General features: G+C 69.1%; 12 protein-coding genes. 1 reads left to right on the plus strand and 11 read right to left on the minus strand.

What is annotated here, in order from left to right; genetic code table 11:
- Window positions 1–18: 18 nt before the first annotated feature.
- On the minus strand, window positions 19–1,524 hold the full coding sequence (locus KOR34_RS13295; protein ID WP_146565051.1) for a hypothetical protein: 1,506 nt from the start codon (window positions 1,522–1,524) through the stop codon (window positions 19–21).
- Between the two features lie 229 nt (window positions 1,525–1,753).
- Window positions 1,754–2,077, minus strand: a complete 324-nt coding sequence (gene trxA / locus KOR34_RS13300) for a thioredoxin (protein WP_146565052.1) — start codon at window positions 2,075–2,077, stop codon at window positions 1,754–1,756.
- Between the two features lie 280 nt (window positions 2,078–2,357).
- Between trxA and KOR34_RS13305 the strand changes: the two genes are divergently transcribed.
- On the plus strand, window positions 2,358–2,936 hold the full coding sequence (locus tag KOR34_RS13305) for a thioredoxin family protein (protein ID WP_146565053.1): 579 nt from the start codon (window positions 2,358–2,360) through the stop codon (window positions 2,934–2,936).
- Window positions 2,937–2,946: 10 nt separating this feature from the next.
- On the opposite strand, the gene KOR34_RS13310 is transcribed toward KOR34_RS13305, so the two are convergent.
- The 9 genes from KOR34_RS13310 to ligA form a co-directional block, all read right to left on the minus strand.
- Window positions 2,947–4,239 carry a TRAP transporter large permease gene (locus KOR34_RS13310; RefSeq protein ID WP_146565054.1) on the minus strand — a complete coding sequence of 431 codons (1,293 nt, stop codon included), beginning with the start codon at window positions 4,237–4,239 and terminating at the stop codon, window positions 2,947–2,949.
- A 6-nt stretch (window positions 4,240–4,245) separates the two neighbouring features.
- The gene (locus KOR34_RS13315; protein ID WP_146565055.1) at window positions 4,246–4,770 is read right to left on the minus strand and encodes a TRAP transporter small permease; all 525 of its coding nucleotides are present in this window, start codon (window positions 4,768–4,770) and stop codon (window positions 4,246–4,248) included.
- A gap of 18 nt (window positions 4,771–4,788) precedes the next feature.
- The gene (locus KOR34_RS13320) at window positions 4,789–5,805 is read right to left on the minus strand and encodes a TRAP transporter substrate-binding protein (RefSeq protein WP_146565056.1); all 1,017 of its coding nucleotides are present in this window, start codon (window positions 5,803–5,805) and stop codon (window positions 4,789–4,791) included.
- A gap of 166 nt (window positions 5,806–5,971) precedes the next feature.
- Window positions 5,972–6,844, minus strand: coding sequence for a transglutaminase family protein (locus tag KOR34_RS13325; protein ID WP_146565057.1), 873 nt, complete (start codon window positions 6,842–6,844; stop codon window positions 5,972–5,974).
- A gap of 104 nt (window positions 6,845–6,948) precedes the next feature.
- Window positions 6,949–9,534 carry a circularly permuted type 2 ATP-grasp protein gene (locus KOR34_RS13330; RefSeq protein WP_146565058.1) on the minus strand — a complete coding sequence of 862 codons (2,586 nt, stop codon included), beginning with the start codon at window positions 9,532–9,534 and terminating at the stop codon, window positions 6,949–6,951.
- On the minus strand, window positions 9,534–13,001 hold the full coding sequence (locus KOR34_RS13335; protein WP_146565059.1) for a transglutaminase family protein: 3,468 nt from the start codon (window positions 12,999–13,001) through the stop codon (window positions 9,534–9,536). Before KOR34_RS13335 ends, KOR34_RS13330 begins: the two co-directional genes overlap by 1 nt.
- A gap of 69 nt (window positions 13,002–13,070) precedes the next feature.
- The gene (locus tag KOR34_RS13340; RefSeq protein WP_146565997.1) at window positions 13,071–14,057 is read right to left on the minus strand and encodes an alpha-E domain-containing protein; all 987 of its coding nucleotides are present in this window, start codon (window positions 14,055–14,057) and stop codon (window positions 13,071–13,073) included.
- A 91-nt stretch (window positions 14,058–14,148) separates the two neighbouring features.
- Window positions 14,149–15,570 (minus strand): circularly permuted type 2 ATP-grasp protein, encoded by a 1,422-nt coding sequence (locus KOR34_RS13345; RefSeq protein WP_146565060.1) that lies wholly within the window; start codon window positions 15,568–15,570, stop codon window positions 14,149–14,151.
- Between the two features lie 607 nt (window positions 15,571–16,177).
- The gene (gene ligA / locus KOR34_RS13350) at window positions 16,178–18,205 is read right to left on the minus strand and encodes an NAD-dependent DNA ligase LigA (RefSeq protein WP_146565061.1); all 2,028 of its coding nucleotides are present in this window, start codon (window positions 18,203–18,205) and stop codon (window positions 16,178–16,180) included.
- Window positions 18,206–18,236: the final 31 nt, after the last annotated feature.

Genomic DNA, 18,236 nt, shown 5'->3' on the forward strand with positions numbered 1-18,236 from the left:
AACGGACTCAGCGCCGCGCTACGCGGCCTTCGCGGCGGGGCCCGACCCGTGCCGCATCGAGCCCAGCAGGTCACGGATCCTCGCCCGCAGCTCCGCCCGCTCGCGGTCCCACTTTGTTTCGAGCGTCTCGTAGTGCGCCTGCTGGCGGTCGAGCTCGCGCTCCCTGGCGACCAGCCGGGCCGCCTGCTTCTCGATCTCCTCGTCCCGGCGGCGTGACCACTCCAGCAGCTGCCGGCCGTGCTCCTCCAGGCGGTGCTGCTCCTCGCCCAGCTGAGTCGAGACCGACTCCAGCTCCACCCGCCTCTCCTCGAGTTCGCGGAGCGTCTGCTCGTAGTGGTCGCTGAGCCGCGCCCGGACCTGCGCGATCGACCGGGTCAGCGTGGCAGGCGCCAGGGCGCCGGTGAGCTGGGCCCAGGTCTCCTCGGTCGCCAGCCGCATCTCCAGCACCTCGCGCTGCGTCTCCTGAAGCTCGACCTGCAGCCGCTCGAGCGCCGACTCCCGCTCGTCGACGCGCTCGCTGCGGCGGGCCAGCAGCGCCTTCTCGTGGGCCATCTCCTGCTTGAACGCCGCCCGCTCCTCCTCGATCTTGCGCCGTTCCATGAGCTGCGTCTGCTGCAGCGCCTGGCGGTCCGCCTTGAGCTGCGACTGGGCCCGCTGCAGCACGCGTTTCTCCTCCGACAGCATCGCCTCGGCCTCGTCGAGGTGCAGCGCGCGGGCGTTGGACTGGTTGCTCTGGCTCTCGGCCTCGGCGATGCGTCGCTCGGTGACGCCGAGCGCCTCGTACCGCTTGATGGCCAGCTGGATTTCCGCCTGACGGGCGGCGAGCTGGGCCTCGCGCTGGGCGAACTCCGCGATCTGATTCTGCAGGTCCTGCGTCTGGGCCTCGACCTCGGCGCGCCGCCGCTGGAGGTCGGCCTCGGCCTTCCCCTTGCCGCTCTGCTCGACGGAGAGCGTGGCCTCGCGCTGCTTAATCTCCTCTTCCAGCCGCTCGAGCTTCTGCTGCCGGCGGTCCAGGTCCGCGACCCGGTCGCCGTGCTTGCCCTTCTGCGCGGTCAGCTCCTCGATCTCGCGGTAGAGGTCCGCCTGCCGCTGGTCGAGCTCGTGCTCGCGCCGGGAGAGCGCCCGGCGCATCTCGTCGAGCGCCTCGGCGGCCTGCTCGTCGACCGCGGGCGGGGCGGACGCGTCCTGCGGCGGCAGCCCGCCCTGCTCGAGCAACTGGTTCTGTTCTTCAAACCACAGCTTCGCCGACTCGACCTTGTCGGCCAGGTCGGCCTCGCGGGCGTCGAGCTCGGCGGCGCGGCGCTGCAGGGCCTCCTGCTGCCGCTGCAGCCGCTCGGCCAGCTCGGCGGCGTGCTTCTCGATCGGCTGCGACGACTCCAGCTCCAGCGCGCCGCGGGCGTGGCCGCCCGCGTCGCCGACGGCGGCGGTCGCGGCCGCCTTGGTCGAGGGGCCGTGCACCGGGTGCGGCGGGTCGAGGCGTGACTCGGTCGGGGAGCCGGCGGGCTGGGGCGTGTGGTCGGGCATCGGTCGCGGGTTCCTTCCTCGGGCCGCAGCGGGGGCGTCCCGCCCGTGCGACCGTCACAAACGATAAGATTTGCCTATCTTCCGTTTCGGCCCGGCGTGCGATCGACTTGAGGCGATTCCGGCCGCCGCCAACGAAGAAAGCCCCGCCGCTAGCATGCGACGGGGCTTTCGATTGGGTTTGGGTTGCAGGCCGCCCGTGCCCGCAAGCGGGTCTGGGCGGCGTGACGCGTTACGCCTTGGCGGCGTCCAGCGCGTCCTGCAGGCGGTTCTTCGGCTGCACGCCGACAAAGCGGTCGACCACCTCGCCGCCCTTGAACACCATCAGCGTGGGGATGCTGCTCACGCCGTAGCTCTGCGCGGCGCCGGGGGCGTCGTCGACGTTGAGCTTCACGATCTTGGCGGCGCCGGTGTTCTCGCCGGCCAGCTCTTCGACCAGCGGGGCGATCTGGCGGCAGGGGCCGCACCAGGGGGCCCAGAAGTCGACCAGCACGGGCTCGCCAGCCTGCAGCACTTCCGCTTCAAAGTTATCGTCGTTGACTTCTTGGACGCCCACGGTATCTCTCCTGCGCTAGGGTTCGGCCGGCGCTCGAAAGACCGCGCCGGCCGATGGATCTAGTTACTGACTACGGCAACGCTACAGCGCGGGTTCGATCGCTCGGCCGCGTGCGACGTAAGTTGTTTGCGTGCAACCGATTGTAGGATCTGCGGGGGCCGTGTCAACGCTCCGGGTCGGCCGCCCGCCGGTTGGCGGCCCGCGGGCGACCCGTAATACTGCAGGACCCGCCCGGCCCTGCCGGGTTCGCCCTCGCTACCGCCCTCCGCAGGAGACCCCAATGGTAAAGACCCCCAGCACCATGCTGCCCCTGGGCACCCAGGCGCCCGATTTCACCCTTCCGAACGTCGACGGCAAGGACGTTTCGCTGGGCGATTTCGCCGACGCCAAGGGCCTGCTGGTGGTCTTCATGTGCAACCACTGCCCGTTCGTGATCCACATCGCCGACGAGCTGAAGAGGTTCGCCGACGACTACCAGGCCCGCGGCCTGGCCGTGGTGGGCATCAGCGCGAACGACGTGGCCAACTACCCGGACGACTCGCCGGAGAAGATGGTCGCCGAGGCCAAGTCGCGCGGCTACACGTTCCCGTACCTGTACGACGAGACGCAGGACGTCGCGATCGCGTACAAGGCGGCCTGCACGCCCGACTTCTTCCTGTTCGACGCGGACCAGAAGCTGGTCTACCGCGGCCAGTTCGACGCCAGCCGCCCCGGCAACGGCGTGCCCGTGACGGGGGAGGACCTGCGGGCGGCGGCCGACGAGGTGCTGGCCGGCAAGACCCCCGGCGAGGACCAAAAGCCGAGCATCGGCTGCAACATCAAGTGGAAGCCGGGCGGCGAGCCGGAGTACTTCGGCTAGCGCGGGCCGCCTACTGGCCCAGCGCCTTGGGGAGCCACAGCGAGATGGCCGGCACGTAGGTGATGATCAGCAGCGCGACCACCATCGCGATCAGGAACGGGATCATCGGCCACGCCACCCGCGCGATGGTGGTCTTACCCACGCCGCAGCCGATAAACAGGCAGGTGCCCACCGGCGGCGTGCAGAGCCCGATGCACAGGTTCACGATGATCATGATGCCGAACTGAACCGGGTCCATGCCGAGTTCCATCGCGACTGGAAGGAAGATCGGCGTGAAGATCAGCACGGCCGGGGTCATGTCCATGAACGCGCCGACCACCAGCAGCACCGCGTTGATGATCAGCAGGATCACCACCGGGTTGCTGGACAGCGACAACAGGGTCAGGCTGATCGTCTGCGGGATGTTCTGGTAGACCAGCACCCAGCTCATCGCCTGGCTGGCGCCGATCAGCAGGAAGATGACCGAAGTCGTCACGCCCGCCCGGAGCAGCATCTGCGGCAGCGCGGACAGCGGCGCCTCGCGGTACACGACAAACGTCAGCAGGAACGCGTACAGCACGGCGATGGCGGCCGCCTCGGTGGCTGAGAACACGCCGCCCAGGATGCCGCCCAGCACGATCACGATCAGCAGCAGGCTCGGCGCCGCGGCCAGCGCGGCCCGCGACACCTCGCGGAGCGACGACCGCTGGCTGGCCTGCTCGTCCCCGCTGAAGCCGGTCACCAGGCAGGCCGCCATCAGCAGCAGCCCGGTCAGGATCCCCGGCAGCACGCCGGCCAGGAACAACGCCCCGACCGACACGTCGCCCGCCACCACGGCGAACACGATCATCACGTTGCTCGGCGGGATCATCAGCCCGGTGGTGGCGGCGGTGGTCGTCAGCGCGACGCTCTTGTCGCGGTCGTAGCCGTTGCGCTGCATCTCGGGGATCATCATCCCGCCGATGCTGCTGACCGCCGCGGTGGCCGACCCGGAGATCGCGCCGAACAGCATGCAGGTCAGCGTGCAGACGTACGCCAGCCCGCCCTTGAGGTGGCCGACCAGCGTGGTGGCGAACTCGATCAACCGGCGGGCCATGCCGCCCTCGCCCATGAGCTGGCCCGCCAGCACGAAGAACGGGATCGCCAACAGGCTGAACTTGGCGATGCCGGAGCTCATCCGCAGCGCGACCACGTAGCTGGCCGGCGTGTCGCCGAGCGAGAGGATCGCGATGAACGCGGCGCCGCCGATGGCGATCGCCACGGGCACGTTCATCAGCAGCATCGTGAAGAACGCGACGATGATCAGGACAATCTGCACGTCCATAGTCGGCTAGGCTTCCTGCTGCGGTGCGTTGTCGCCGTGATCGTGGCCGACCTGCTCGGCGCCGACCGCGATCCGGTAGGCCCGCATCAGCGAGAACAGGCAGATCAGCACCCCGCCCAGCGGCGCCGCCAGGTAGACCCAGCCCTTGGCGAGCGTCGGCAGCCCCATGAAATCGATCGTCGTAACCTGCCCGGTCGCCAGCGTCTTGGAGACCAGCACGTAGCCGCCCCACAGGAGCGCCGCGCCGGCGAACAGCGCGCAGATCAACGCGGAGATCACCTCCAGCACGCGGCGGGCGTCCGGGGTCAGCTTCTCGGCCATCCAGTCCAGGCCCAGGTGCTCCCAGCGGCGGAACCCGGCCGCTGCGCCCAGGAACGTGAGCCAGATGATCAGGTACTCGGCGGCCTCCTGGGTCCACTGGCTGGCGGAGCCCAGCAGGAACCGCGTGAACACGCCCCAGAACACCACCAGCACCAGCACGGCCATGATCGCCGCGACCGACGCCTCGAGGAGCCAGACGCCAAGTTTCATAGCTCTTTGCACGTGGGCCTACTCCTCCGCAATCCGTCGCAGGAGGTCGCCGATCGGGGCGCCGTCGTAGCTCTGGTGCAGCCCCTTCACCTTCTCGGCGAAGGGCGCCAGGTCCGGCTCGTGCACGCTCACGCCCTCGGCCGCCAGCACGCCGAGCACGCGCTCGGTCTCAAGGTCCCAGAGCTTGCGCTGCATGCGGGCCGACTCGTCGGCCGCCTGCTGCAGCCAGCCCTGCTCCTCGGCGGACAGCGAGTTCCAGGTGTCGCCGCTGCACAGCAGCACATCGGGGACGCGGGTGTGGCGGCTGAGGCTGAAGTGGCGGCAGACCTCGAAGTGCCGGTTCGAGAAGTAGCTCGGCAGGTTGTTCTCGGCGCCGTCCACGGTGCTGGTCTGCAGCGCCGAGTACAGCTCGCCCCACTCGATGGGCGTTGGCGAACCGCCCAACGCGTCGACCATCGCGATGGCGGTCTTGCTCTGCTGAACGCGGATCTTCAGCCCCTCCAGGTCCTCGGGCTTGAGGATGGGCCGCTTCACGGTGTAAAAGCTGCGGGCGCCGGCGTCGTAGAAGCAGAGCCCCTTGAGCCCCACGCCCTGGCCGGCGTCGAGCAGCTCCTGGCCGACCTCCCCATCCAGCACCCGCCAGTACTGGTCGTCGCTGGTGAACACGTACGGCACGCCCAGCACGGCCATCTCGGGGACGAAGCTCTCCAGCGGCGCGGTGGACGTCTTGGCCAGGTCGAGCACGCCCTGCTGCATCTGCTCGATCGACTCGGCCTCGCCGCAGAGCGATCCGTTGGCGTAGATCTGCAGCCGCAGCTGGCCTTGCGACTTCTGGTCCAGCACGCCGGCCATGTACAGCATCGCCAGGTGCACGGGGTGCTTCTCGTCGAGGCTGTGGGCGAGCTTCAGCACCCGCGCGGGGGCTTCGCCCGCGACCGCGCCCGACGCGCCCCGCATCATGGCGAAGCCGAGGGTCGCCGCGAGCACGCCGGCGCAGAGGCCCACAACGAGGAATGAGTTGGATTTGCCAAGCATTGCGATCGCGGCGGTAGATGAGCACCGGGGTAACGAGACCCCTACTCTACGAGAAACCCGCCCGCAATGATACAGCGCGGACCAAGATGCGGCGGCCGGGCGGCGGCGCCCGTACGCTGGTTGCAGTCGCCGCGTCATCTGACGCAACCAGCAGCGAACGCGTGCGTTAGTTCTTTATCGGCGCCACGTCGACCGACACGTCCATCGTGTGCCCGCCGCCGCCGACATACACGCCCTGGATCGGGCAGACGTCGGCGTAGTCGCGACCGTGGGCGATGGTGATGTGGTCGGTCCCCGGCAGCACGGCGTTGGTCGGGTCCGCGTCGACCCAGCCGTCCTCGCCGCAATAGAGCGACACCCACGCGTGCGACGCGTCTGCGCCCACCAGCCGCGGCTTTCCCGGCGGGGGGAGCGTCCGCAGGTAGCCGCTAACGTAACGCGCCGCCAGCCCGATAGAACGCAGGCACGCGATCGCCACGTGGGCGAAGTCCTGGCACACCCCGGCCCGCTGCTCGAAGGCCTCCATGACCGGGGTGCTGACGGTGGTGGCGCGGGGGTCGTACTTGAAGTCCTGGTTGACGCGGGTGGTGAACTCGCGGAGCGCGTCCACAATCGGCCGCGCCGGCGTGAACGCCGCCCTCGCGTACTCGGCCAACGCCGCAGCGACGGGCGCCTTGGCCGAGGGGAACGCGTACAGGTACGGGCGGATCACCGCGTCGGGCGCCGCCTGCGGCAGCGCGTCGCGGACCTGCTCCCAGGGCGCGCCGGCGCCGGGGGCGGGCGCCTCGCGCACCTCGACCTCGCTGGTCGCTGATAGCGACAGCCCGCGGTGCGCCTCGAGGATCGAGAAGTACTCCACGGGGTTGCCGAACGCGTCGGTCTGGTGGAGCACGTCCGACGGGTCGGGCAGGATGATCAGCCGGTAGCCGGAGCGGGTCTGCCGCGGCAGGTCGCGCGGCGAGAGGTGCACCAGGTTGTGGCAGACCGCCACCGGGTCGGTGTACGAGTACTTGGTGGTGTGGGTGATCCGGTAACGCATGGGCCGGCGGTTCCGCTAAGCAATGCTTAAATAAGATTGCGCAGTGTCTGGCCGGCGGGGTTCGGGCCGGCCCACGTGGGGTGTGTCAGCGTTACTCAATCCCGCTAGAGGGGCGAAAGCTGCCGCGGCGCCCCCGCGTGCACAAGGTACTTCAGCGCGATCGCGTTGGACAACGCCGGCAGGTCGCGGGCGAACATCTCGAGCAGCTCGGCCAGCGGCTTCTGGTTGCCCATCTCGTGGGCCTCGGCCAGCGCCTCGACGTCCGCCATCCGCACGGCGTGCGTCATCGACATCACCAGCCGCTGCTCGAGCGACGCGCCCTGGGGCTCGTCGTCGCTGCGGGGCAGCTTGCCGATGTGCCGCTCCAGCGTGTCGAGCTGGAACGCCAGGCTGCGCGGGTTGCTCTGGTCGGTCAGCAGCAGATCGAGCGCCGCGACGAAGCGCATGTTTGACCGGTACCGGGAGCGGTAGGTCATGATGCTGTCGGAGGTCTCGAGCAGCGCCTCGAGCAGCGGCCGCACGGAGGGCTGGGTCTCGATCAGGCAGGCCGACAGCAGCTCCACGAGCTGCGCGGCGCGTTCCAGCCGACGGCCGATGTCCAGGAACCGGTAGAACTGGGTGCGGGTCATGCTCTCGACCACGAGGCCGCCGATGGCGGCCAGGTCGGCGATCAGCTCGTCGGTGGCGTTGATCAGGTCGGTCAGGTCGCGGGGCATCGACTCCTGCGAGCGGAACGCGTCGCTCACCCGCAGCAGCAGCCGCCACGCGTCGCGCGACAAGCGGTCGCGCACCTTGGCGGCCGAGTGGAACACGTTCTCCACCGACGCGGCGAGCGAGCTGGGCTGCTGCGAGTTGAGCACCTGCGACGGCAGCGAGCGGTCCACGTGCGGCAGCAGCTCGCGCATCTCGGCGACCGCGTAGCCCGGCTCGATCAGGCCCTCGTCGGCCAACGCCCGCAGCAGGTACGGCAGCTCGACAAGCTGCATCGGGTCGTTCTCGCCGGTCAGCCGGTTGGCGACCGTGCGGACCAGCCGCGCCTTGGCGTCGGCCCGCTCCAGGTTGCGGCCCAGCCAGTAGCTGTTGTCCGCCACGCGGCTGGGCAGCTCGGCGCCGAACCGCACCAGCGCGACCGGCTCGTCCTCGTGCGAGAGGAGCGAGATCGCCTCGACCGGCAGCTCGCTGGTGATCCAGACGTCCTTGCTGCCCTCGCCAGACAGGACCGAGGTCTCGAGCGTCTGGGCGCTGGAGGTGGTCCGCGCGAGCGCGCCCTCGAGCACCTTGAACTCGCCCTTGGCGTCCGCCGTAGCGAACGCCCGCAGCGCCACGCGGCAGGTCTGCACGCGGCCTTCTTCCCAGCGGGGCGCGGAGGAGCGCTCGACCCGCTCCTGCGCCACGTAGCTGCGCGGGTCCTGCCGGATCTTCTCGATCAGCTGCTCGCGCGGGGTGTCGTGGAGCTCGGCGGTCAGCAGGCTCTCCTCGCCGCGCAGCCGGTAGGCGCGTTTCAGGATCAGCCGGTCGATGTTCTGCGTCACGTACTCCAGCGAGGCCTGCTCGCCGCACCACCAGGTCGCAACGCCCGGCAGCTTGAGCTTCTCGCCCAGCAGCTTCTGGCAGAGCCGCGGCAGGAACGCCATGAACACGGGCGACTCTACCAGCCCGCTGCCGATTGGGTTGACCAGCGACAACGCGCCGCCGCGGGCGGCCTGGATCAAACCCGCGACGCCGGCCGGCGACTCGCCGCCCAGCTCCAACGGGTCGCAGTGCTCGCTGTTGGGGCGCCGCACGAGCACGTCGATCGGCACCAGGCCCTCGAGCGTCTTGAGCCACAGCCGCCGCTGACGCACCGTGAGGTCCTCGCCCTCGACCAGCATGTAGCCCAAGTAGCGGGCCAGGTACGCGTCCTCGAAGTAGTTGGGGTTGCCCGGCCCTTGGCTGAGGATCGCGATGCCCGGGTTGCGCACCCGCTGCGGCGCGATCGACCCGAGCACCTCGCGCAGGTGGGCGAAGTGGCCCGCCAGGCGCAGCGCGCGACAGTCGCGGAACGGCTCGGGCATCATGCGCGAGACGACGATGCGGTTCTCCAGCGCGAAGCCGATCCCGGAGGGGGACTCGGTGCGGTCCGACAGCACCCACCAAGACCCGTCGGGCGCGCGGCCCAGGTCGGCGGCGTAGAACCGGAGCATCCGCTCGGCGGCCGGGGGCGCGGGGTCCTCGGGGCGGCGCCGCAGCGGCAGGAGGTAGCCCGGGTGGCAGTACAGCAGCTCGGCCGGCAGCACGCCGTCGCGGATCAGCGTCTGCGGCCCGTAGAGGTCCTGCAGCGCGAGCTCCAGCACACGCGCCCGCTGCGCCAGGCCCTCGGCGACGACCTTCCACTCTTGCGAGGTGATGATCAGCGGGAACGGGTCGAGCGTCCACGGACGCCGCCGGCCGTTGGACGACCGGTGCGGGCTGTACGCGACGCCGTTGGCGTGGATCAGCCGCTGCGAGTGCGCCCAGCGGCGTTTCAGCTCCAGCGTGCCGAGCCGTTCTAACTGCGACGCAAAAGGGAGCCAGCGCGCCCGGAACCCGCCCCGCGGGTCGACCAGCTCGTCGTACGCGTTGGGGGCGGGGCGGTAACCACTCAGCGGCGAGGCGTCCGCGGCGGGCTGCGATGCGAAGCCGCTGAGTTGGGTCTGCCGCTGGCCTTGCATCAGGGTCCGCCGCGCCGTAGATCAAGCGTGAGCGGGAACTCGGGGTTGGTTTCCGCTGACGGAATTTTAACAGGGCCCGGGGTATGGCCAAAGCTGAAAAACCGCGTGGCGCGGCGGCTTTCGGCTTCCAGAGCGTTCACCGGGAAGCTTGTAGGGTTATTTCCGCCCGGGTGGCCGATGTGGTACTGGCAACCGCCCATCGACCGGTCCATCCAGGCGTCGACCAGGTCGAACACCAGCGGCCCGTGCACCGGGATGGTCGGGTGCAGGCAGCTCGGCGGCTGCCACGCCCGGTAGCGGACGCCCGCCACGTACTCGTTCTGCACGCCGGTCGGGTGCAGCGGGGTGCGGCGGCCGTTGCAGGTCAGCACGTACCGCGGGTCGGTCATGCCGCTGACCTTCACCTCCAGCCGCTCGACCGACGAGTCGACGTACCTGGCCAGCGCGCCGCCGCCCGGCTCTTCGCCCAGCACGTACCACGGCTCGATCGCGCGGCGCAGCTCGACGTGCACCCCGCGCTGCGTGAACCGGCCGATCACCGGGAAGCGGAACTCCCAGTGCGCGGCGAACCACTCGGGCTTGATTGGGAAGCCCGCCTGGTCCATCTCCTCGGCGACGTCCTGGAAGTCCTGCCAGATGAAGTGCGGCAGCATCCAGCGGTCGTGCAGGGTGGTGCCCCAGGTGACCGGCGGCTGCTCGTACGGGTTCTCCCAGAAACGCGCCACCAGCGCCCGCAGCAGGAGCTGCTGCGTCAGGCTCATGCGCGCGTGGGGCGGCATCTCAAACGCGCGGAACTCGACCAGGCCGAGGCGGCCGGTCGGGCCATCGGGCGAGAACAGCTTGTCGATGCAGAACTCCGACCGGTGCGTGTTGCCGGTGCCGTCCACCAGCAGGTGGCGGAACACGCGGTCCACCAGCCAGGGCGGGCAGTCCCGGCCGGCCTGGATCTGCTCGAAGGCGATCTTGAGCTCGTACAGCGAGTCGGCGCGGGCCTCCTCGACGCGCGGCGCCTGGCTGGTCGGCCCGACGAACTTGCCCGAGAAGATGTACGAGAGCGACGGGTGGTTCTGCCAGTAGGTCAGGAAGCTCTTGAGCAGGTCGGGGCGCCGCAGCCAGGGGCTGTCGGCCACCGACGCGCCGCCCATCACCACGTGGTTGCCGCCGCCCGTGCCGGTGTGCGAGCCGTCCTGGTCGAACTTCTCGGTGCCGAGCCGGCTGTTGCGCGCGTCCTCGTACACGCCGGTCGTGATGTCGACCAGCTCGTCCCAGCTCTCGGCCGGGTGCACGTTGACTTCGAGCACGCCGGGGTCGGGCGTGACCTTGATGTGCTGCAGGCGCGGGTCGTGCGGGGGCAGATAGCCCTCGATCACCAGCTGCGTGCCGAGCGACTCGGCAGTCTCCTCAATGGCGGTGACCAGGTCGAGGTAGACCTCCAGCCGGTCGGCCGGCGGCATGAACACGTGCAGCACGCCGCCGCGGGGCTCGACGCACAGCGCCGTGCGGACCACCTCGGACGGGTCGTTGTAGTTGACGTCGGCCTTGAAGACGTTCGCCGGGTTGTAGCGGTCTTCGGGGTCTTCCGGGGCCTGCTCCGGTTGCTCGGCGTGACCCGGCCCGCCGTCGCCGTTGCCGTTCCAGCTACCGGGGCCGTCGCCGTACGCGCCGCCGCGTCGGCGGAGCGCGCCGAACGGGTCGCCCTCGCCGCCCAGTCCGACGCCGCCGCCCACCAGCGCGGGCTGGGCGTGCCGCCGGCGGAGCGACTCGTAGCGGGGCAGGTCGGCCAGGGCCTCCATCGTGTCCCGCTCGAAGTAGTCCTGCGAGGTTGTCGACTTGCCGAGGTAGAGCAGGCTCTGCAGCGGCAGGCGGTAGCCCATCGGCGAGTCGCCGGGGATGAGGAACATCTCGTCGGAGCGGACCACCCAAGCGCCGCTCTGCCAGCGGGGCTCGGCCTCCCACCAGCGGAACTGCAGCGGCAACGTGACGCCCACGGCGCTGGTCAGGCCCTGCTCGAACACCCGCGCGATGCGCTCGCGCTCCTCGACGTCCTCGAGCTTCGAGTCGCGTGGGTTGACGTTGGCCGGCAGACGCCGCTCGCGCCAGGCGTAGTACATGGAGTCTTCGTAGGCGTCGATCGCGTGGTCGGGGTTCACAGCCAGCCGCTCGGCCAGCGCCTTGGCGAACCGGGCGGCGTCCTCGGCGGTGTGCCCCAGGTTCACGCCGTCGGGGGCGAAGAGCGAGTCGTTCTGCCAGATCGGCTCGCCGTCCTTCCGCCAGTAGCAGTGCATCGCCCAGCGGGGCAGCGACTCGCCCGGGTACCACTTGCCCTGCCCGAAGTGCAGCAAGCCGCCGGCGCCGAAGCGCCGCTTCAGCCGCAGCAGCAGGTCGTTGCCCAGCCGCCGCTTGTTGGGCCCCACGGCGGCGGTCTGCCACTCTTCGCCGTCCATGTCATCGATCGAGACAAACGTCGGCTCGCCCCCCATGGTGAGCCGCACGTCGTGGTGGGCCAGGCGCTCGTCCACCTTGTGGCCCAGGGCCTCGATCTCGTTCCACTCCTCCTCGGTGTACGGCTTGGTGACCCGCGGGTCCTCGTGCACCCGGGCGACGGACATCTGGAAGTCGAAGTCGACGCTGTCGCACTCGTCGTGCGCGCCGGTGATCGGCGCCGCCGAGACCGGGTGCGGCGTGCACGCCAGCGGGATGTGCCCCTCGCTGGCCAGCAGGCCGGAGGTCGGGTCGAGCCCCACCCAGCCGGCGCCCGGCAGGTAGACCTCGGTCCAGGCGTGCAGGTCGGTAAAGTCGGCCTCCGGGCCCGAGGGGCCGTCCAGCGACTTCTGGTCGGCCACCAGCTGGATCAGGTAGCCCGACACGAACCGCGACGCGAATCCGATGTGCCGCAGCGCCTGGCACAGCAGCCAGGCGGAGTCCCGGCAGGAGCCGGTGCCGAGCTCGAGCGTCTGCTCGCAGGTCTGCACGCCGGGCTCCAGTCGCACCACGTAGCCGATCTCGCGCTGCAGACGCTGATTGAGCTCTACCAGGAAGTCGATCGTCTTCCGCGGCCGGCGGTCGACGGTCGCCAGGAGCGCGTGCATCCGCGGCCCGGCCGGGTCGAGCGCCATGTACGGCTTCAGGTCGCGCAGGCTGTGCGCGTCGTACGCGAAGGGGAACTCTTCGGCCTGCGGCTCGGTGAAGAAGTCGAACGGGTTGATCGACGAAAGCGACGCCACCAGGTCGACCTCGACCGACAGCTCCCGGGCCTTCTCCGGGAACACGCACCGCGCCTGGTAGTTACCGTAGGGGTCCTGCTGCCAGTTCAGGAAGTGGTTGTCGGGCTGCACGCGCAGCGAGTAGCTCAGGATCGGCGTCCGGGAGTGGGGCGCCGGCCGCAGCCGGATAACCTGCGGACCCAGACCAATCAGGTCGGAGTAGCTGTAGGTCGTCTTGTGGTGCAGCGCAACGTGGATGCTCATCGTATGGATTACTCGCTTGGCGGGCCCGTGGCGGGATGCTGGGCCAACCCTGGATGTTCAGCGGCGGGGCTAGCCCTGCCGCTGGGATTGCAAAGTCGGCGTTTTGGTTTGATCGGCAGGCGAAAGGAAATCCGCCTGCAAAGCTTCTCCAATCCCGTTAAGCAGGAGCTGGAAGCGATCGATATATTCGTGCAATCCCTCGCGTATGACATCCTCGATAGCGGTGTAATCCATCTCCGAGCGCAGGCGGCCCGCCAGCTGCTCGGTCCGGCAGGTAAAAGTGCCCGGCCGGCTGCCGGTGATCTCGCTGATAGAATCCTGGGCCCGCATCACGCAGAAGCGCATCGACCGGGGGAAGTCGCGGTCGAGGATCAGGAAGTCGGCCACCCGATCGGGGACAATGCTGCCGTGCATCCGGCGGTACATCGTCAGGGCGCTGGTGGAGCGGAGCAGCGCGTTCCAGCGGACCAGGTCGAGGGCGGAGCCGACGTCATTGACCGAGGGCAGCAGGTGGTAGTACTGCACGTCGAGGATCCGCGACGTCTTGTCGGCGCGCTCCAGCAGCCGCCCGATCCGCGAAAAGTGCCACGCCTCGCCGTGCGACATGGTGGTGTACGTGTGGCCCACCAGGGCGTGGCTGGCGAGCTTCACCTCGTCGCAGAACGCGGTCGGTTCGGCGAGCGCCCCGGCGTGCTTGGCCGACGCGAGAACCAGCAGGTAGAACCGGTTGATCTGCTCCCACATCGGCGCCGTGATCGAGTCCCGGACCATCCGGGCGTTCTCGCGGGCCTGGCTCACGCAGGACAGGATCGAGTTGGGGTTCTTGTCGTCGAAGGCGAGGAACCTCAGGACCGAGTCCCGCTCGGGGTCGCCGTACAGCTCCTTGTACAGGTCCTGGTCGCCGGTGGTGTAGACAAGCGGCGCCCACTGCAGTGGGTCGTCCGAGTCGGCGCCGAGCGTGATGTTGAAGTTGACGTCGATAAACCGCGCGACATTCTCGGCACGCTCAATATATCGGCTCATCCAGAGGATGGAGTCGGCCACACGGCTCAGCATGTTCAAGGTTGCTCCGCCTGGTTAACACGGGCTGCGAAGGCGGGTCCGGCGCGGCGCCCCAGGGGGGCTGATCCGCGGCGGGGGCCGTCCCCTAGTTTCGCAGCACCCAGGTGTCTTTGCTACCACCTCCCTGCGAGGAATTCACCACCATCGACCCGGCGTTGAGGGCCACGCGGGTCAGGCCGCCCGGCATGACGTAGACGCTCTCGCCGGCCAGCACGAAGGGCCGTAGGTCCACGTGGCGGGGCTCGAGCCGGTCGCCGATCAGCGTGGGCACGGTCGAGAGCTGGAGCATCGGCTGGGCGATGTAGTTGCGGGGGTTCGACCGGATCAGGTCGGCGTACGCCGTGCGGTCTTCCTCCGACGCCTGCGGCCCCATCAGGATGCCGTACCCGCCCGACTCGTTGGTCGGCTTCACCACCAGCTTGTCGAGGTTCCCGAGCACGTGCTCCCGCTGCCTGCCGTCCGAGCAGAGATAGGTCGGCACGTTGCTGAGGATCGCGTCCTCGTCGAGGTAGTACTTGATGATTTCGGGCACGTACGCGTAGACCGCCTTGTCGTCGGCCACCCCGGTGCCGGGCGCGTTGGCCAGCGCGACGTTGCCGGCGCGGTACGCCCGCATCAACCCGGCCACGCCCAGGCACGAGTCCTTGCGGAAGCACTCGGGGTCGAGGAAGTCGTCGTCGATGCGGCGGTAGATCACGTCCACGCGGTGCAGCCCGTGCGTGGTGCGGAGGAAGACCACGTCGTCAACCACGGTGAGGTCGCTCCCCTGGACGAGCTGCACGCCCATCTGCTGCGCCAGGAACGTGTGCTCGAAGTAGGCGGAGTTGTACACGCCGGGCGTGAGCACCACGGCCAGCGGCTGGTGTGCCGAAGGCGGGGCGCAGCTCAGCAGCGTCTGCAGCAGCCGCTCGGGGTACTCCTCGACCGGCGCGATCGACACACCGTGGAACACCTGCGAGAAGCTCCGCTTCATGACCTCGCGGTTCTCCAGCACGTACGAGACGCCGGACGGGCACCGCAGGTTGTCTTCCAGCACGTAGATCTGGCCGTCCTTGTCGCGGACCAGGTCCACGCCGTTCACGTGGCACCACGCCTTGTGGGTGGGGCTGAAGCCCTGCATCTCGGGGCGGTAGGTCTTGGAGGTCTGGAGCAGCTCCTCCGGCACCACGCCGTCGCGGATGATGCGGCGCTCGTTGTAGACGTCGTCGATGAACAGGTTGAGCGCGATCACCCTTTGGCGCAGCCCGGCCTCGATCCGAGACCACTCCTCGCCGTCGAGCACCCGCGGCATGATGTCGAACGGCCAGACCTTTTCGACGCCGTCCTCGTGGCCGTACACGTTGAAGGTGATGCCGGCGTTGCGGAACTGGAGCTCGGCGGCCTGCTGCCGGCGCCCGAGTTCGTCGGGGCCGATCATCTGCAACCGGCGGTAGAACTCCGTGCAGGCGGGACGCGGCTGACCCTCGGGGTCGAAGGTCTCGTCAAAGCCCTGACATTGATACTGCATGGTTTCCTGCCGCTTGGTGACTCGGAATGCTGCAACCACTGGCCGACGCTCAGAACATTGGCGCCGGGCGCCACTATCCTAGGCTTGCCTCGCTGTCACTCGCTGCAAAGCAGGCTCGATTCTCACCTAAAGGCTGTAAGAAAGAACCCACCCGACAGGATGCAACTGCCATGCCACGACTTTAGGCTGGTCGCCGGGAGGCCACACGCGTGGTCACTGGACGACCCGCGCTGACGGTCGCGGGGCTCGCCCTCCCCCGGTTATCGCTCCCCCCGATCGGATGTCAATCGTCCGCGACCTTTATCCGCGGCGATTCGCCTGGCGCCAGCACGTGGCGGGCGCGGACCCGGCTTGTTGATTGGCGGTGCAAGCGGGCCGTTCCGCATTGGAAGGAATCACCACCCTCGGCAGGAGAATCCGTCATGCGTCGTCTTAGGATGGTTAGTCATCAGCCCTCGCCCCGGCAGCTCAAACAGGCGGTTGCACTGTTGGGCCTCTCGGCGGCCTGCCGGAAGAAGTCGCCGGTGCCCCGCGCGACGCCGATCCCCGTGCCGGCCATCGTCCCACCGTCGCCTGCCGCCGCCGTAACGGCCCCCTAGGCTGAGGCTTACCCGCCGATCAGCACGCGGAAGTCTTCCTCGCTGATAACCTTCACCCCCAGCTTCTCGGCTTTGGCGAGCTTGCTGCCCGCCTTCTCGCCAGCCAGTAGGTAGTCGGTCGACTTTGACACGCTGCTCGACTTCTTGCCGCCGTGCTGGGCGATCAGTTCGTGGGCCTCGTCGCGGCTGTAGCTCGGCAGCGTGCCGGTCACGACAAACGTCAGCCCAGCAAGCGGCCCGGCCTCGGCCGATTCGGGCGGGGCTTCCTCGGTCACCTTCAGCCCCAGGCCGGTCAGGTCCTCGACAATCTGCTGGCCGTACTCGCTCTGGAAGAACTCGTGCACGCTCTCGGCGATGATGTCGCCAACCTCGTTGATCTCGGCCAGCTGCTCCACGCTCGCGGAGGCGACCGCCTCGAGCGAGCCCAGGTGCTGGGCGATAACGCGCGCCACGGTCGACCCGACGTGCCGGATGGACAAGCCGTTGAGCAGTCGCGCCAGCCCGCGCGACTTGCTCACCTCGATAGCGCTTAGCAGGTTCTGGGCGGACTTCTGGCCGACGCGTTCGAGGCCGACCAGCGGTTCCTCGGTCAGCCGGTAGATGTCGCCGAATGTGGCGATCAACCCGGCGTCCAGCAACTGGTCGATGAGCTTCTCGCCCAGGCCGTCGATGTCCATGGCCGATCGGCTGGAGAAGTACATCAGCCGCTCCCGCATCCGGCCGGGGCACTTCATATTGGGGCAGCGGATGTAGACCCCGCCCTCGTCCTTCACCAGCTCGGCGCCGCACCGCGGGCACTCCGTCGGGAATGGGAAGGGCGGCAGCTCGGTCTTGCGGAGGTGCTTCTCCACCCGCACCACGTGCGGGATGATTTTGCCGGCCTTCTCGACAACGATGGTGTCGCCGGGACGGATGTCCTTCCGCTCCACCTCCTCGGCGTTGTGCAACGTCACGCGGCTAACAGTGGTGCCGGCGATCTCGACCGGCTCCAGCTCGCCGTACGGCGTGACCGCGCCGGTCTTGCCGACGTTGACCTTGATCTCGTTGATCGTGGTGACCGCCTCGTACTTCTCGAACTTGTAGGCCACCATCCACCGCGGGCTCTTGCTGGTGGCGCCCAGCCGCTCGCGCTGCTCGAACCGGTTTACCTTGAGCACCAGCCCGTCGACCTCGAAGTCGAGCTCGTGCAGTCGCTCGATCAGTCCCTCGCAGTGCTCCACCGCCTCGTCGAAGCTCGCGAACCGCTCGACCATCGGCGTGGCCGGCAAGCCCCAGCGCGCGATGGCGTGCAGGAAGTCCATGTGGTTGTCGACGGGGAGCGCCTCGACCTGGCCGACGCCGTGGGCGAAGAAGCGGATCTTGCGCTCGGCGCACACCCGCGGGTCGAGCGTCTTGATGGCGCCGGCGGTCAGGTTGCGTGTGTTGGCGAACGGCGGCTCGCCGGCGTCGGTGCGGCGGGCGTTGAGCGCGACCAGGTCGCTGTTGGTCATGTAGACCTCGCCGCGGACCTCGACCACGTCGGGGTAGTCGTCGCCGAGCAGCCGCAGCGGCACGCCCAGCACGGTGCGGGCGTTGTGGGTGATGTTATCGCCGGTGCGGCCGTCGCCGCGGGTGGCGGCCCGGGTGAGCACGCCGCCCTCGTACAGCAGCGAGATCGCCACGCCGTCGATCTTCAGCTCAACCACCCATTCAATCTCTTCGCCTTCGAGCAGCTTCTGCACCCGCTCGCCGAACTTCTGCAGCTCCTCGCGGCTGAAGGTGTTGTCCATCGACAGCATCGGGGTGACGTGCTCGGCCGGCTCCAGGTGCGGCGCGGGCTCGTCGCCGACCCGCTGGGTCGGGCTGTCGGCGGTCACCAGGTGGGGGTGCTCCGACTCGAGCTGCTTGAGCCGGTGCATGAGCTTGTCGTAGTCGTGGTCCGCGATCGTGGGGGCGGCCTCGACGTAGTACCGCCGGTCGTGCTCGCGGATCTCTTTCCGGAGGGCTTCGATCTCCTTCGCGGGGTCTTTCTCTGGCTCTTGCTCGGGGTTCGGCATGGTCGCTCTGACAGCAGGGAGTTCGGCGGCG

The organism is Posidoniimonas corsicana, assembly GCF_007859765.1.
Taxonomy (GTDB): domain Bacteria; phylum Planctomycetota; class Planctomycetia; order Pirellulales; family Lacipirellulaceae; genus Posidoniimonas; species Posidoniimonas corsicana.

What these genes read in the sequence shown, in the direction of transcription:
- KOR34_RS13295 (WP_146565051.1), bottom strand. Translation starts at nt 1,524, where the DNA reads ATGCCCGACCACACGCCCCAGCCCGCCGGCTCCCCGACCGAGTCACGC.
- KOR34_RS13305 (WP_146565053.1), top strand. Translation starts at nt 2,358, where the DNA reads ATGGTAAAGACCCCCAGCACCATGCTGCCCCTGGGCACCCAGGCGCCC.
- KOR34_RS13310 (WP_146565054.1), bottom strand. Translation starts at nt 4,239, where the DNA reads ATGGACGTGCAGATTGTCCTGATCATCGTCGCGTTCTTCACGATGCTG.
- KOR34_RS13315 (WP_146565055.1), bottom strand. Translation starts at nt 4,770, where the DNA reads ATGAAACTTGGCGTCTGGCTCCTCGAGGCGTCGGTCGCGGCGATCATG.
- KOR34_RS13320 (WP_146565056.1), bottom strand. Translation starts at nt 5,805, where the DNA reads ATGCTTGGCAAATCCAACTCATTCCTCGTTGTGGGCCTCTGCGCCGGC.
- KOR34_RS13325 (WP_146565057.1), bottom strand. Translation starts at nt 6,844, where the DNA reads ATGCGTTACCGGATCACCCACACCACCAAGTACTCGTACACCGACCCG.
- KOR34_RS13330 (WP_146565058.1), bottom strand. Translation starts at nt 9,534, where the DNA reads ATGCAAGGCCAGCGGCAGACCCAACTCAGCGGCTTCGCATCGCAGCCC.
- KOR34_RS13335 (WP_146565059.1), bottom strand. Translation starts at nt 13,001, where the DNA reads ATGAGCATCCACGTTGCGCTGCACCACAAGACGACCTACAGCTACTCC.
- KOR34_RS13340 (WP_146565997.1), bottom strand. Translation starts at nt 14,057, where the DNA reads ATGCTGAGCCGTGTGGCCGACTCCATCCTCTGGATGAGCCGATATATT.
- KOR34_RS13345 (WP_146565060.1), bottom strand. Translation starts at nt 15,570, where the DNA reads ATGCAGTATCAATGTCAGGGCTTTGACGAGACCTTCGACCCCGAGGGT.
- ligA (WP_146565061.1), bottom strand. Translation starts at nt 18,205, where the DNA reads ATGCCGAACCCCGAGCAAGAGCCAGAGAAAGACCCCGCGAAGGAGATC.